The sequence below is a fragment of the Ruminiclostridium hungatei genome (assembly GCF_002051585.1).
Lineage (GTDB): Bacteria > Bacillota > Clostridia > Acetivibrionales > DSM-1351 > Ruminiclostridium > Ruminiclostridium hungatei.
Genome location: NZ_MZGX01000003.1, coordinates 184462 through 199657, shown reverse-complemented (window position 1 = coordinate 199657; position 15196 = coordinate 184462). Strand labels below are relative to the sequence as shown.

Here is a 15196-nt window from a genome sequence, read left to right as displayed (position 1 = left end):
TCATACCCCCTATTATTTATTTTTTATTGAATTGATATTAATAAAGTCCATTATTACAATATAAATATTTTCTTCTAGTATAAAAATTTTATACCTTAATTATTAATCTAATGTCGACCTCATCAAACTAACAAGAGAACCGGTATCTTCTTGTAATATGGCTAAATTACGCTAGAGCTTTCCGGTAAAATGACAGGCGACATAGTGCCCGTTATCATATTCTTTAAATTCCGGAACCTGCTGTGAACAAATATCCTTTGCAAAAGGACAACGGGTTCTGAACTTACAGCCGGAGGGTGGGTTTACAGGTGAAGGGATTTCGCCCTTCAGAATAATTCTATTCCTTTTTTTCGCCAGTTCAGGGTCAGGCTCGGGTATTGCTGTAAGAAGCGCCTGGGTATAAGGATGTAAAGGATTTTTATAAAGTTCTTCCGACTCAACCAACTCAACAATATGACCCAGATACATAACACCCACCCTGTCGCAGGTGTGGCGTACCACGCCCAAATCATGAGAAATGAAAAGGTATGTGAGATTCAATCTCTCCTGCATTTCTTCAAGAGTATTTATAATTTGAGCTCTGATTGATACATCAAGTGCGGAAACAGGCTCATCGCAGACGATAAATTCAGGTTCGACAGCTATGGCCCTTGCTATACCTATTCTCTGACGCTGACCTCCTGAAAATTCATGAGGATAACGGGAGGAGTGCTCGGTATTCAGGCCTACCAGTCTTAAAAGCTCTCTGACTTTATCCGCTCTGTCTTTTTTGGAACTGGTCAGCCTGTGTATATCCAGTGCTTCGCCAACAATATCCGACACGGTCATACGGGGGTCAAGTGATGCATAGGGGTCTTGAAATATATACTGCATCTTCTTTCTATAGGGCAGAAGCTTGCCCTTCTGGAACTTTGTTATATCCACATCTGAAAACTTTACCTGTCCCTCGGTGGGATCATATATTCTTAAAATGGACCGGCCCAGGGTTGTTTTCCCGGAGCCTGACTCTCCAACAAGACCAAGGGTTTCACCCTTGTATATCTTGAAGGTGACATCATCCACGGCTTTAACAAAGGCCTTTTCCCCCAGGTGATTACGTATGTGGAAATATTGTTTAAGGTTGTTGACTTCCACAAGAACATTTTTGTCTCCGGCAGAAGTTTTGGATTCCATATTAGCCATTGTCTTTTACCTCCCTGCTATTAGTAGCCCTTTCATCATACAGCCAGCAGGCCGTTTTATGGCCGTCAGCCTCCTCCTGCTGGGGGGGCATGTGATTTATACAGACCTTAAGACAGCTCTCGCAGCGTGGCGCAAAGGCGCAGCCTTTTGGAAGGTTCAAAAGGTCTATGGGATTTCCCTTTATAGGAATGAGTTTTTCGCCCTTCTTGTTCAAATCAGGCAGGGAGCGTATCAACCCCTTGGTATATGGATGGCGGGGATTGTGGAATATGCTGTACACCGAGCCCTGTTCAACAATTTTTCCACCGTACATGACTATGACATCGTCAGCCATGTCGGCAACTATTCCCAGGTCGTGGGTGATAAGCACGATGGACATTCCTGTTTTTTTCTGTATGCCCTTGAGCAATTCCAGGATTTGGGCCTGAATTGTAACATCCAGTGCCGTAGTGGGCTCATCGGCTATGAGCAGCTTTGGTGCTCCTGCCAGTGCCATTGCAATCATGGCTCTTTGACGCATTCCCCCCGAAAACTCATGGGGATATTGGGTGAGCCGCTTTTCAGGCTCATTTATACCCACCAGGGACAGAAGTTCTATGGACCTTTTCTTAATTTCCTGTTTTGAAATTTTTCCGTACTTGTGATACAGGGATTCCGCTATTTGATTGCCTATTGTAAAAACAGGATTCAGGCTGGTCATTGGGTCCTGAAATATCATAGCTACTTCGTTACCGGCAAAATTCAGCCTTTCAGCCTTAGTCATGGAAGAAATCTCCCTGCCGTCAAAAGAAATGCTGCCGCCCACAATTTTCCCGGGCTTGTCTATAAGGCCCATAATTGAATAGGAGGAAACGCTTTTGCCGGAGCCGGATTCTCCAACTATACCCAGAACCTTTCCCGGTTCAAGAGTATAACTTACACCATTAACAGCCTTAACCTCACCTGCAGGTGTAAAAAATGAAACCTTTAAATCATTTATTTTAAGTAATTCTTTACTCATATCTATCTCCATTCCGCCGCCTTACAGCGATACAAAAGTGCCGAAAGCTGCATATTATTTCTTCATTCTTGGATCAAGAGCATCTCTTAAGCCATCTCCGAAAAGGTTCATGGACAGTATAATAATACTGATTGTTGCAGCAGGGAAAATAAGCATATAAGGATATGAATAAATTCCCTTCAGAGCAACCTGGGACAAGGAACCCAGAGATGCCATAGGGATGGATACGCCAAGGCCGATAAAGCTTAAGAAGGATTCTACAAATATTGCCTCAGGTATTTTCAGCGTGGTTACAACTATAATCTGACCAATACAATTTGGTATCAGGTGCTTCAAAATAATATTTTTGTTGCTGGAGCCCAGCACCTTGGCAGCCAGCACATACTCCTGTTCTTTCAGAGCCAGGATTTGACCGCGTACAATTCTTGCCATATCAACCCAATATAAAAGTGCAAGTACGAAGAATATGCTTATAAGGCCAACTCCCAGCTTGCTTATAAATTCCGGAGCATGGCCGGATTCTACAAACTTGACCAAAGGCTCTCTCAGAACAACCTGCAGCAGAATAACTATCAGAATGGTGGGTACGGAGTAAACAATATCTACTATCCTCATCAGGACAATGTCCACCCAGCCCCCGATAAAGCCGGATATTGCCCCATATAAAATACCGATAACGGATATCATCAATGCAGCCACAATACCAACTGCTAATGATATACGGGCACCTATCATGGTTCTGGTAAAAAGATCCCTGCCAAGGCTGTCGGTGCCAAAGAGGTGTTGGGCGTTGGGAGAAAGGTTCTCGCTGCCCTTATTTATCTGATCATATGCATATGGTGAAAGCATAGGGCCGATTATAGCTGCAAGAAAAACCAGCAGAATAACAATCAGCGAGCCCATGGCCACCTTATTTGCTCTGAGCCTTTTCCATGCATCCTTCCAATAACCCACCGACGGACGCATAATTTCTGCCGTAGTCTTTTCACTTTCGGTGGCAGGTAAAAACAACCTGCTGTCTAAAACTTCCGTATTATTCGTATCTCTCATTTGCTATTCACCTACCCCTATTTTGTTATATTGATTCTTGGATCAACAAATCTGTATAATATATCAACCATAAAGTTCATAAAAATCAACAAGGCACCAAAGAAGATGGTGACACCCATAACGGTGGGGTAGTCCTTTGCGGTAATACTTGTTACAAAGGAGCTGCCAAGTCCGGGTATGGAAAAGATGGACTCTATGACGAAAGAACCTGTAAGAACACCTGCCACCATTGGCCCCGCATAGGTCACAACAGGAAGTATTCCGTTTCTGAGACCGTGCTTGAAGATAACCACTCTTTCAGAAAGCCCTTTTGCCCTGGCAGTTCTGATATAGTCCTGATTAATAACATCCAGCATTGAGGAACGCATCAGTCTTGTTATGAAGCTCAATGGGAAGAAGGAAAGTGCAAAGCCGGGCAAGATGAAGCTGGACAAGGTATCCAGGTTGCTGACTGTGGGGAACAGATGAAGTTTTACCCCAAAAAGGACCATGCTGACCGTTGCAACTACAAAGCTCGGAACAGCTATGCCTATGGTAACAATAAACATTATGGCCCTGTCGGTGCCGGTGTTTTTTTTGAGTGCGCTTATTGTTCCGAGGATGGTTCCTGCTACAATTGCTATAGCACTTGCGAAAAGTCCCAGCTTAAGAGAGTAGGGGAATTTTCTGGCTATGATTTCATTTACACTTTGACCGGCAAGCTTTATGGACTCACCCAAATCTCCCTGAATCACGTTTTTGGCATACATTTCATACTGGACTAAAAGCGGCTTGTCCAGACCATACTTTGCCTCAAGATTTGCCAGTATTTCAGGAGTTATTTTTCTATCCCCCAAAAACGGATTTCCTGGGGTTAGATGCATTAGGAAAAAAGTCAACGTAAACATTATCCATAATGTAAGTAATGAGACTACCAACCTTTTTAAAACATACTTGAACATACGACCTCCATTTGGCTGTAACCCTACCAACACAGCCTGTTATAATTTGGTTCTTATTTCTTTTATCTGTATAAATCGAATAAGCTATACTTTTCCGATTGTGTGTTAAGTTTATTATTATCATGGTTTGTAATAAATAATTGCATGTATTTTACAGTGAAAAAGATATGTCGAATTATATATAAAAGTAGTAAAAAAAATAATACTACAATGTCGCATTATACTACAAATGGAAGGTGAATTCAACAATTTAATACTTCCAGTTGTTTTGCCAAATGCTGCATTTATAAGGGGTAGAGAGACTTATCATTATTTAACAAAAATCGACACATGGTTTTGTAAATAATAACCATTATTGGGATAGCGCATTAACGCTTTAATTAGATACTCATATATTGTGATGCTCCTGAAAATAAAAAAAGCCGCCAATGAATTATTGTAAACTCAATGGCAGCTTCCGATTTATATTATACGGGCTTTCCGTCAATGTATATTTCACTGCAGTTTTCCGTGACAATGGAGCTATTGCCCATAAGAGTGCCGGAATGGAAAGTCACCCGCTTTGCGCCTGTCAATTGGAAAACCGGACCTTCAGCACCTCTGACCGAAACATTGCTGAAGGTCACGTTGGTGACATTGGCGCAAAACACTCCCATTCTTGAGGTGGCGGAAACATCCTTCATCATGGCCGGCACTCCGGGCACAGCATTATCTGCCATGATTATACTTATATTATCAAAGGTTATATCAGATATTGGCATCTCAGGCAGTCCGTATAGGAAGGCGGCGGCAGCATGAGCATTTACGGCAGTAATACCGCTGAAGTGGATACCTCTGAACTGGGGAGTCCCGGCGGCAACAGGATAGCTCGCCTTATCCCACACCTGTTTCCTGTCGCCGCCTTCTCCGCAGAAGTAGTACTGATGCATTACAACCGGACACATGACATCCTTCATTATAAGGTTTGAGACTCTTATATCGCAAACTTCACCTCCGCGGCCCCGGCGTGTCTTCAGCCGGATACCCCGGTCGGTGCCTTCAAAAATACAGTTTGAAATAACTATATTTCTCACGCCGCCGCTCATCTCGCTTCCTATGACAACGCCGCCGTGGCCGCGGAGAAGAGTGCAGTTGGTTATGCTTACGTTTTCACAGGGGATAAGGTACTTTCCGGTTTCCACACCCGACTTTATAGTGATGCAGTCATCTCCCACATCCACCTGACAGTTGGAAATCCGTACGTTTTTACAGGAGTCCGGGTTTATACCGTCGGTGTTTGGTGAATCGGGCGGGTTGACTATGGATATGTTATCTATGGTTACATTCTGGCAGCGGACTGGGTTTACCGTCCAGGCAGGAGAATTTACAAGCTGCACCTTTTCTATGATGATCCTGTCACAGTCCTCAAAATAGAGCAGTCTTGGGCGGGAATATGCCAGTTTCCCTTCCAGGTGGATCCTCCACCAGAAGCCGCCCTGCCCGTCCACAGTGCCGGTGCCGGTTATACAGATGTTTTGGGCGGCCCTGGCATAGAGCATAGGCATATAACCTTTCTGTTCGGCGCCCTCCCAGCGGACTTCCGTGAGAGGGTAGTCCTCTGTACGGCTGCTGAAAAGAAGCCTGGAACCGGCGGCCAGATGCAGTGTTATATTGCTTTCCAACCGGACAGGTCCGGTTAGAAAGGCTCCGGCAGGCACATATACGGTGCCGCCTCCCTTTTGTGTGCATTTTTGGACCGCGGCTGCAAAGGCGTCCGTACATAAAACCTTGCCGCCCTCCACTGCACCGAAGTCTAAAATATTATGTAAATAATTACTTTCTGTCATAGCAACTTCTTCCTCTCTGTTTTATGCTTATTTTCCATGCGTATTGCTCCTTGCCTTATTATACCGCTGATATCGGGCAATATCTGCGCAAAAATGGCTGTAAAAAGCGAGTATATAGCAAATGTTGCTTCTGTTGTATATGCATTATATAATGAAGGTGCGGCTTAAATAGCGTTTTTATTAACAGGAACAAGCACTATGCAAAATAACTGCATTAGGAGATGGGTATGAAGACAAACAGTTTTACAAGCGGGGATGATGGTTTTTCCATTTCAAGCGCCCAGGTGAAGGGCTATTTTTCCATGTCTGAAAGACACTATCATGACAAGTATGAATTATACTACCTTCGAGCAGGGGAAAGATTTTATTTTGTAAAGGACAAGGTTTTTCACATCAGGAAGGGCTGCCTGGTTCTTATAAAGGAAGGCCAGCTTCATAAGACCACCGATGCTGAAAAGCCCGACCATGAGAGGGTACTGATTTACTTCAGAAAATCATTTATAGAAACGGTTAATAAATCCACCTTGAGCATACTTGAATTACTGGACAGTAAAAGCTATTTTGTTGCTGAATTATCCATAAAGGAACAACGGACTGCTGAGAACGTATTTGTTGAAATGTTCCAGGAAGCAGAAGGGAAAGCAGACTATTATAAAATATGTCTTCAGGGACTGCTGCTGAGGCTTCTGGCCAATATAGGCAGGTATACCGGGCTGACTGATGCGGATAATTTTCTTTCAAGCAGTCCAAAGCACGAAAAGATATCTGAAGTGGTCAGGTACATTAATGAGCATTACCTTGAGGAGCTGACCATTCCCCTCCTTGCGGAAAGCTTCTATATCAGCCCCTACTATCTCAGTCGTATTTTCAAGGAAACAACAGGTTTTACCCTGCTGGAATATATAAATCTGGCAAGAGTCAAGGCGGCGGAGGAGCTGCTTATAAATACCGGGTTAAAGGTGATTGAGATTGCAGAAAAGTCGGGCTTTGGAAGCGTATCCCAATTCAACCGGGTTTTTAAGCAGGTAACAGGCTATTCGCCCCTGAACTGCAGGAAGGCTTCCAAAAATATATAAATACAATTCTTCTCAGCAGGGGCTGGTATTTAATCTCAGCAATTTCTGCATATCTTTTTGCAATATACGCCAAGAAATAAGCAAATATTTTTAATAAAATTATTTTATGAATCAACTAAAATTACAGTTTATTTTCAGGAGGCATATATGGAGACAATAAGCAGAGCCCTTATTGAGCAAAAAGGAAAAGATGCGGTGAGTATACCCGCCGGTCCCATAGCTAAATATCCGGAGAAAGTACTCCAGTTTGGAGAAGGCAACTTTATGAGAGGTTTTGTGGACTGGATGATAAATACCATGAACAGCAAGGGCCTCTTTAATGGAAGCGTTGCGGTGGTTCAACCCATAAAAAGCGGCTTGGTAGATAAAATAAACGAACAGGGTGGGGTTTATACTCTTATCCTGAGGGGCGTTCAAAACGGTAAAATTGTAAACAGCAAGGAGGTTATCACCTCCATCAGCCGCGGAATTGATTTATATGCTCACTATGAGGAATATATGAAAATGGCTGAAAGTAACGAACTGAGATTTATAATTTCCAATACCACAGAAGCGGGAATTTCATATAACTCTGAAGACAGGCTTCAGGATGAACCGCCTGCATCCTACCCTGGCAAGCTGACTGCGTTATTATACAGAAGATTCACGGTCTTTAGCGGAGATATTGAAAAAGGGCTTGTAATAATACCCTGCGAGCTTATAGACAGGAACGGAGACAACCTTAGGAGAATAGTGCTGCAGCTTGCCCAGGAATGGGAGCTGGGAGAGGATTTTGTAAAGTGGATAAAGGGAGCAAATTACTTCCTTAACACACTTGTAGACAGAATAGTAACAGGCTATCCCAAAGAAGAAATTCAGTCGCTGGAGGAAGAACTGGGCTACAAGGATAACCTTTTCGATACGGGAGAAATATTCCACCTGTGGGTAATAGAGGGGGACAGCAAGCTGGCAAAGGAACTCCCGCTTGAAGAAGCAGGACTTAATGTAATATGGACCGATAACATGAAGCCATACAGAGACCGGAAAGTAAGAATCCTTAACGGAGCGCATACCATGACCGTCCTGGCAGCATACCTCTATGGACTTGAAACCGTAAAGGAATGCCTGGATGACAAGCTTATAAACACATACATGAAAAAGGGAATATTTGATGAGATTATTCCAACTCTTGATTTAAAAGAAGAGGAACTTGCCAGGTTCGCCCATGATGTTCTTGAGAGGTTTTCAAATCCTTTCATAAAACACTACCTCTTAAGTATTTCGCTTAATTCCGTATCAAAGTTCAAGGCCCGTGTACTTCCTTCCCTGCAGGAATATATACTTAGAAAAGGCAAGTTGCCGGAAATACTGACCTTCTCTCTTGCCAGCCTTATTGCCTTTTATAGAGGAAATGAGATAAAGGAAAACTGCCTCATGGGAAAAAGGGGTGCTGAGGATTACAGGATATGCGACGATATGAATATTCTTGAAGCTTTCAAGGGCTATTGGTCAAAATTTAAAGGAACAAAGGCAGAAATTGATTCCATAGTCAGCGGGGTTTTGGCCAGGACTGAATGGTGGGGCAGTGACCTCAATGAGATAGCAGGCTTGCCGGAGAAGGTGTCAGAGCAGCTTTTCAGTATTACTGCACACGGAGTGGAGACTGCGCTAAAGAGGGTTGTTATAGGAAATTAGTACAACATTCGGTAAATTATGGTACATATTTTGGGTATATTTTTTTGAACTACATCGTTGTCGTTGATTGGAATAAAGCAATTATTCCGCACTCCTCCGCCTTGTATTTCAAAAAAATCTCCTCCAACTTATGCACCCCATTTGCCGAATGTTGTACTAGAATATTCAGGCGCCCTTCTTCCGGAGAGAAAGCCGGAGATGGTGCAGCTATGGCGTAGGGTGTCAATACAGGCTGGAATACTTAACGAATGGAGAACAACTATGAGCCAATTAACAGCTTTGAAAATTCATCCCGGGGATAATGTTGCCGTTCTGCTGAAAGATGTGGAAAAGGGTGATGAGGTAGAACTGTACGGAAAGGTAATAACTGCGGCAGAAAACATCTTGTCAGGCCATAAGATAGCTATAGCCCATATCCCTGAGAAGAACAATGTCATAAAGTACGGATATCCCATTGGACATGCCACAGTCCGGATAGAGCCGGGGCAGCACGTACACACGCACAATCTTGCCACAAACCTGGGAGAGCTGCTTGAATACAAGTATGAACCCGGGCTTGTTCCGGCAGAGAAAAGTACATTGCCTCCCAAAAGCTTCCGGGGTTATGAGAGGCCTGACGGAACAGTGGGAATAAGAAACGAGATATGGATAGTAAATACCGTGGGCTGTGTGAACAAGACCGCAGAAATACTTGCTGCAAGAGCAAATGAAAGCTTCAGGGGAACTGTGGAGGGGATTTATGCCTTTCCTCATCCCTATGGCTGTTCACAAATGGGGGAGGATCAGGAAAATACCCAGAAAATCCTCGCCGGAATGGTGAGACATCCTAATGCCGGGGGAGTGCTCGTCCTGGGACTTGGCTGCGAAAACAACAATATAGATGCTTTTAAAACGGTTTTGGGTCCATATGACAGCAGCAGGGTCAAGTTTCTTGTAACCCAGGAAGCCGAAGATGAAATAGAAGAGGGCTTGAAGCTTATAGGTCAGCTTGCGGGATACGCCGGTAGCTTCAAAAGAAGTCTGCAGCCGGTTTCAAAGCTTATAGTGGGGCTGAAGTGCGGAGGTTCCGATGCCTTTTCGGGTATAACAGCAAATCCCCTTGTAGGGCTGCTCTCGGACAGGCTGTCAGGCCAGGGGGGAACTACAATTCTGACAGAGGTGCCTGAAATGTTCGGGGCTGAGACCTTGCTCATGAACAGATGTGTCAATGAGGAGGTTTTCAGGGACACGGTAAGTCTTATAAACGATTTTAAGGAATACTATATCCAGCATGACCAGGTCATTTATGATAACCCTTCGCCCGGAAACAAAAAGGGGGGGATATCCACCCTTGAGGAAAAATCCCTGGGCTGTACTCAGAAGGGTGGGACAGCCAATGTTACCGATGTGCTTGACTATGGCGGCCAGGTGAAGAACCCCGGGTTGAACTTGCTGCAGGGACCCGGAAATGACATAGTGGCGGTAACGACACTGATGGCGGCAGGTGCGCAGATAATCCTGTTCACTACCGGAAGGGGAACTCCGCTGGGGGCACCGGTACCCACTGTAAAGCTGTCCACCAATACTGCACTTTCAGTTAAAAAGAAAAACTGGATAGATTTTGACGCGGGCAGAATCCTTGACGGAACTCCAATGAGTGAAGCGGCTGATGAACTGCTGGAGTATGTCATAAGGCTGGCATCAGGAGAGTTAAAGGCCAAAAACGAAACAAACGGGTACAGGGAAATAGCAATATTTAAAAATGGTGTGACCTTGTAAGAAACAGAAAAAAGCTTGCATGACATTGCTGCTGTTTAACCGTATAAAGCAGCTAAAGTATATAATAAATTTAAAATGGCTCATCATATGAAAGTTACCACTCAAGGTAGTAATTCAATGATGAGCCGTTTTTTAATTCCGACATTTAATAATTTAACCTGTTGTACCGGTTAAAAATATGGTAACCAGGCAGAAAGCTGCCTGGTTGCTGCTTAAATTGACATCTTGTGAGGAACAGCCAATCGCGAGGCCGGGAGCTATTCAATTCCGAAGTAACTTTCTGCATTGTTGTAGCAGATATCCTGGACCATCTTGCCCAGAAGCTCCATATCGTCAGGGATTTCACCCTTTTCAACCCAGGTGCCCAGTATATTGCAAAGAATTCTTCTAAAGTATTCATGCCTTATATAGGACAAAAAGCTTCTTGAATCGGTCAGCATGCCCACAAATCGGCTGAGGAGACCGAGGTTGGCCAGGGTTGTCAATTGCCTTTCCATTCCGTCCTTCTGGTCGTTGAACCACCAGGCCGATCCGAACTGGACCTTTCCAGGTATCTTGCCGCCCTGGAAGCAGCCGATTATAGTACCAAGTATCTCATTATCCCTGGGATTCAAATGATAAAGTATTGTTTTGGGCAATTCGTCGGATTTATCCAGTGAGTCCAGCAGGGAGGACAGCGCTGAGGCAAAGGTCCAGTCTCCAATGGAATCAAACCCTGTATCCGGCCCCAGCTTCTGAAGCATTCTGGAATTGGTGTTGCGAAGCGTGCCCATATGTAGCTGCATCACCCAGCCCAGCCTTGAATACTGCTTTCCAAGGAAAATCAAAATTTGGGTTTTGTACACTGCAACTTCTTCCTGATTCAAGGCTTTACCGGCTAAAGCCTTTTGAAGGATTATTGAGGCCTCTTCCTCTGTTCCTGCCTGGAATATAAGAGGATCGAGAGCATGGTCGGAAATCCTGCAGCCTGCCTGGTGGAAAAACTCAAGCCTTGAAATAAGAGCATTTTTTAAATCCTGGAAGGTTGCTATTTCTGTATCTGTAATCTTCTCCAGTTTTAAAAGCCAGGGAATAAAGCCCTCTTTCTCGATGTTGATGCTTTTGTCGGGGCGGAAGGCCGGCAGCACCTTAACCTCGAAGGACTTGTCCTCCGCTATGGCCTTATGGTATTCCAGTGAATCTACCGGATCATCTGTGGTGCAAACAACCTTCACATTTGAGCGCCGTATGAGATTTTTGGCTGTAAAATCCTCCTGCCGAAGCATTGCATTACAGCGCTCCCAAATGCTTTCTGCGGTTTTGGGTGACAATATGTCCTTTATGCCGAAATAACGTCTGAGTTCAAGATGGGTCCAGTGGTAGAGCGGGTTACCGATACAGTTTTGCATGGTCTCGGCCCACTTGAGAAATTTTTCCTTATCGTCTCCGTCACCTGTGATAAATTTTTCATCAACGCCATTGCTTCTTATGGCCCTCCACTTGTAATGATCCCCTCCAAGCCATAACTCGGTTATATTTCTGTACTTTTTATTTTCGGCAATTTCCCTGGGGCTGATATGACAGTGGTAATCAAATATGGGCATTTCCTCTGCAAATTCATGATAAAGCCTGACAGCGGTCTGAGTTTCCAAAAGAAAATCTTCGTTCATAAATTCTTTCATAGGTGGGTCTCCTTGTAAATAAATTTGAAGTGTGATTCCTCTATTTATTGGTGCCTGAATGCAAGGCCCTGTGGCATCACCTGACAGGCAGCGTTTAGGTGGTATTAAGTACCTTTGGAACAACATAACTCAAAACTTGAATTCTGTAGCAATTCAGTTCATAATACAATTATAATACTGCCTATTTGCCATAAACATATCATATATTGCTGGTTTTGATGCAAAAATTGCTCAGTGCTTTGACTATTGGCTGCGCTCTGCACTTTATTATATCAGATGCAGGATGGGAGGCTTAATTTGGAACATAAATTTACAGCAAGACAGTATATGGTGAAGAATGATTTTGAATTCTTTCATACAAAAGACGAACTCCCGCCCAACGTAGAGTATCACAACCACGACTTTTACGAGATTTTCTTTTATATGTCGGGGAGGGTTACTTATATAATCGAAGGAAAGTTCTACAGGTTGAAGCCAGGGGATATAATCCTGATAAATAACAAGGAGCTTCACAGAACCATCATTGAGGGCGGGGAAGCTTATGAGAGGATAGTTCTGTGGGTGAAGCCGGATTATGTTACCAACCTCAATACCGACAGCACCGATCTTACCATGTGCTTTGAGTCATCTGCCAGGAAGAAGTACAATCTGTTGAGACCCGATACTGAGACCGTGGCATATCTTAAAACCATCGTGCAGAAACTGGAGAAGGCCTACTATAACAGCGGGTTTGGCAGTGAAGTCCTGAAAAATGCATATATAAACGAGCTTATCGTGTATTTGAACAAGGCCTACCTCTATACAAAGGATGAAGAAATCGAGGTGGATATTGAGTATAACCAAAAAATAAGCAATATCATTAAATACATCAATACAAATCTGGAAAGTGAGCTGACACTGGAAAATATTTCTGCCCAATTTTACATCAGCAAGTATCATTTGCTCAGAGAATTCAAGAAATATACCGGTTTTACCATTCATAGATTTATTCAGAAAAAAAGGCTTATAATGGCCAGAATGCTGCTGAAGGAAAATGTTAAGGTAAGTGAAGTGAGCATGTTGTGCGGCTTTGGAGATTATTCAAATTTTATCAGAACCTTTAAGCGGGAATATGGAATCTCGCCAAAGGTGTTTGCAAGGGAGATTAGTCAGGATAGGGAGATATGAGGGGAGGCTAAAATTCTATTCAATAAACAGAGAGACAAGTCCATAAACTTATGGCTTGTCTCTCTGTGGCATATGTAATCTGTGTATACTTCGCTTTTATTAAGTACAAAAACTTGGCTGTTGATATTACGCATATCTTTTTTAATCTTATTCAACCTGATAACGAATGTCAGGTTGAATAAGATTTTATTCCTTCTCAATCACAATATCACTATCATCCATTAAAGATAATTGCGCATGTTCGCCTAAAATCTCCTTTCTGCCATTATATTTTATTAGATAGAATTGAAGGATTTCCTTGAGGTCATCTGGCCATTCAACTTTACGCAATTCCGTGACAGTATTTGATATTATTTGCATCAATCTTTCTTTTTGCTCATCATCAAGTTTTCTATAGAACTGTTGCCATTTTTGTGTTGTACCGTTCTCTTCAAAATAAGAACGGAACATTATTAGTTCACGTGGCATTGCAAGAAGTTCAAAATATTCTTCAAGCGTATTTCCAAATGCTTTATAAAAAAAGCTTGACCCAGCAGCAACCACTCCGTTTGTAACTTGAAGAATTGCCGAAATCGCTCTGAGTGATTTCTTACACCAATAAACACCAACATAATCGCGGTCTGTTCTGTCAATTGGAGAATACTTCATGGGGAAAGAAAAAATTTGGATTCCCAATTCACGATTGAGGTCTATATTGATACGAAGACGCTCATATAAATCCTCTGGTCTATCTTTATAATTGAACAGAATGTAGTTTGATATTTCTTTGATACCATGTCTCTTAGCTGTATGTACAGCATCACAGTACTTGTCCTTTAACTTAATATCATCAAAAGCAATTCGGAGGGGACGTATAGCAAGACGGGCCAACTGTGCCATATTTTTATCGTTGATCTTCCTGCCATCGACTCCCTGATTAAAATCCAGATACCTTGCTTTTGCAGCTTTGCTGCGATATTTTTCTATGATGGGTGACAACTTCGTCTCGTGCTCCAGCATATATTCAGCAAAGTCCTCCGCATCTTCCGCACCAATTATAACCTGCAAAAAGGTCTCAAGCATCTCTTTTGATTTAATGCGATTTTTAAAAGACTCCAAATACGCTTGAAGCTTTTTATCTAAAAATGTAGCTCTTTCACCATTGTGGTAACGCATCATCACAATATTGTATTCACCAGGGTCAAGATATTTGGCCCCTCTTCCAAATCCTGCAGTACACAAATCGTTAACCAAAGCTTCCAAATCCGGTGCATTTAATACATTGTTATCAAGTAACAAAAGATGTTGCTTTGGGCCATATTTCCGGTTAATCGTCTCTATTTGCTGAATAATATTATTTGTCACATTGAAATTTGGTTCCAAAATAGGAACCGCGCAAAATGAACAATGATTAGGGCAACCCCTTGTAGTGTAAGCGAAATAGTTATCACCTGCGGGATATTTGTAGTCGATTTCCTCCAGAATATCATAATCCAAATGTAATTGGTCAATGTTAACCCTGTCATGATCACCTACAACTGATGCGTCGGTGAAGAGTCCAGTCAAAATGTGAGAACGGTCAATACCTGTAGCTTCTACGATTTTATCTGGCATCAATGATGCCATAATTCCGCCGACATAGAGGTTATCAACATCGTCTACAAGCTGCTTATAATAATTTATTGTTTTAACTGAAATAGCAAAATCAAATGTAAACAAGGTTGTAACATAGATTCGATCCCATACCATTAAAGCTGCATCGTGGTTAATTCCTTTTACAAAATGTACCTCATCTTGAAGCATCTTATGATAGGTGCTGATTTTCATCAATCCCATGGGGGGATATTTATTTTTATATTTTGGTTCTACCAAAAGGATACGA

Annotated in this window: 11 protein-coding genes; 4 read left to right on the top strand and 7 right to left on the bottom strand. The window is 42.8% G+C overall.

Translation table 11 applies throughout. The annotated features are described in order from the left end of the window. Positions 1-171 precede the first annotated feature (171 nt). The 5 genes from CLHUN_RS03405 to CLHUN_RS03385 all read right to left on the bottom strand — a co-directional run bounded on the left by CLHUN_RS03405 (position 172) and on the right by CLHUN_RS03385 (position 5999). Positions 172-1182 carry an ABC transporter ATP-binding protein gene (locus CLHUN_RS03405; RefSeq protein ID WP_080063157.1) on the bottom strand — a complete coding sequence of 337 codons (1011 nt, stop codon included), beginning with the start codon at positions 1180-1182 and terminating at the stop codon, positions 172-174. After that, positions 1175-2182, bottom strand: coding sequence for an ABC transporter ATP-binding protein (locus CLHUN_RS03400; RefSeq protein ID WP_080063156.1), 1008 nt, complete (start codon positions 2180-2182; stop codon positions 1175-1177). The genes CLHUN_RS03405 and CLHUN_RS03400 overlap by 8 nt, the downstream gene beginning before the upstream one ends. 54 nt (positions 2183-2236) lie before the next feature. Then, on the bottom strand, positions 2237-3232 hold the full coding sequence (locus CLHUN_RS03395) for an ABC transporter permease (RefSeq protein WP_080063155.1): 996 nt from the start codon (positions 3230-3232) through the stop codon (positions 2237-2239). 17 nt (positions 3233-3249) lie between these two features. After that, positions 3250-4173 (bottom strand): ABC transporter permease, encoded by a 924-nt coding sequence (locus CLHUN_RS03390; RefSeq protein WP_080063154.1) that lies wholly within the window; start codon positions 4171-4173, stop codon positions 3250-3252. A 467-nt stretch (positions 4174-4640) separates the two neighbouring features. Further along, positions 4641-5999, bottom strand: coding sequence for a glycoside hydrolase family 28 protein (locus tag CLHUN_RS03385; protein ID WP_080063153.1), 1359 nt, complete (start codon positions 5997-5999; stop codon positions 4641-4643). A 227-nt stretch (positions 6000-6226) separates the two neighbouring features. Here CLHUN_RS03385 and CLHUN_RS03380 point away from each other — a divergent pair, with 227 nt between their 5' ends. The 3 genes from CLHUN_RS03380 (at position 6227) to CLHUN_RS03370 (ending at position 10507) form a co-directional block, all read left to right on the top strand. Beyond that, positions 6227-7075 (top strand): AraC family transcriptional regulator, encoded by an 849-nt coding sequence (locus tag CLHUN_RS03380; RefSeq protein ID WP_165755646.1) that lies wholly within the window; start codon positions 6227-6229, stop codon positions 7073-7075. Positions 7076-7222: 147 nt separating this feature from the next. Beyond that, on the top strand, positions 7223-8749 hold the full coding sequence (locus tag CLHUN_RS03375) for a tagaturonate reductase (protein ID WP_080063151.1): 1527 nt from the start codon (positions 7223-7225) through the stop codon (positions 8747-8749). Positions 8750-9010: 261 nt separating this feature from the next. Beyond that, complete coding sequence (locus CLHUN_RS03370; RefSeq protein ID WP_080063150.1) at positions 9011-10507, top strand: UxaA family hydrolase; 1497 nt, start codon at positions 9011-9013, stop codon at positions 10505-10507. Positions 10508-10764: 257 nt separating this feature from the next. Here the strand turns inward: CLHUN_RS03370 and uxaC are convergent, their stop codons facing one another. After that, positions 10765-12168, bottom strand: coding sequence for a glucuronate isomerase (gene uxaC / locus CLHUN_RS03365; RefSeq protein ID WP_080063149.1), 1404 nt, complete (start codon positions 12166-12168; stop codon positions 10765-10767). Between the two features lie 297 nt (positions 12169-12465). On the opposite strand from uxaC, the gene CLHUN_RS03360 reads away from it, so the two are divergent. Next, positions 12466-13335: an AraC family transcriptional regulator gene (locus CLHUN_RS03360; protein WP_165755645.1), complete on the top strand. Its 870-nt coding sequence runs from the start codon at positions 12466-12468 to the stop codon at positions 13333-13335. Positions 13336-13521: 186 nt separating this feature from the next. On the opposite strand, the gene CLHUN_RS03355 is transcribed toward CLHUN_RS03360, so the two are convergent. Beyond that, positions 13522-15186: a hypothetical protein gene (locus CLHUN_RS03355; protein ID WP_133051083.1), complete on the bottom strand. Its 1665-nt coding sequence runs from the start codon at positions 15184-15186 to the stop codon at positions 13522-13524. Positions 15187-15196 lie beyond the last annotated feature (10 nt).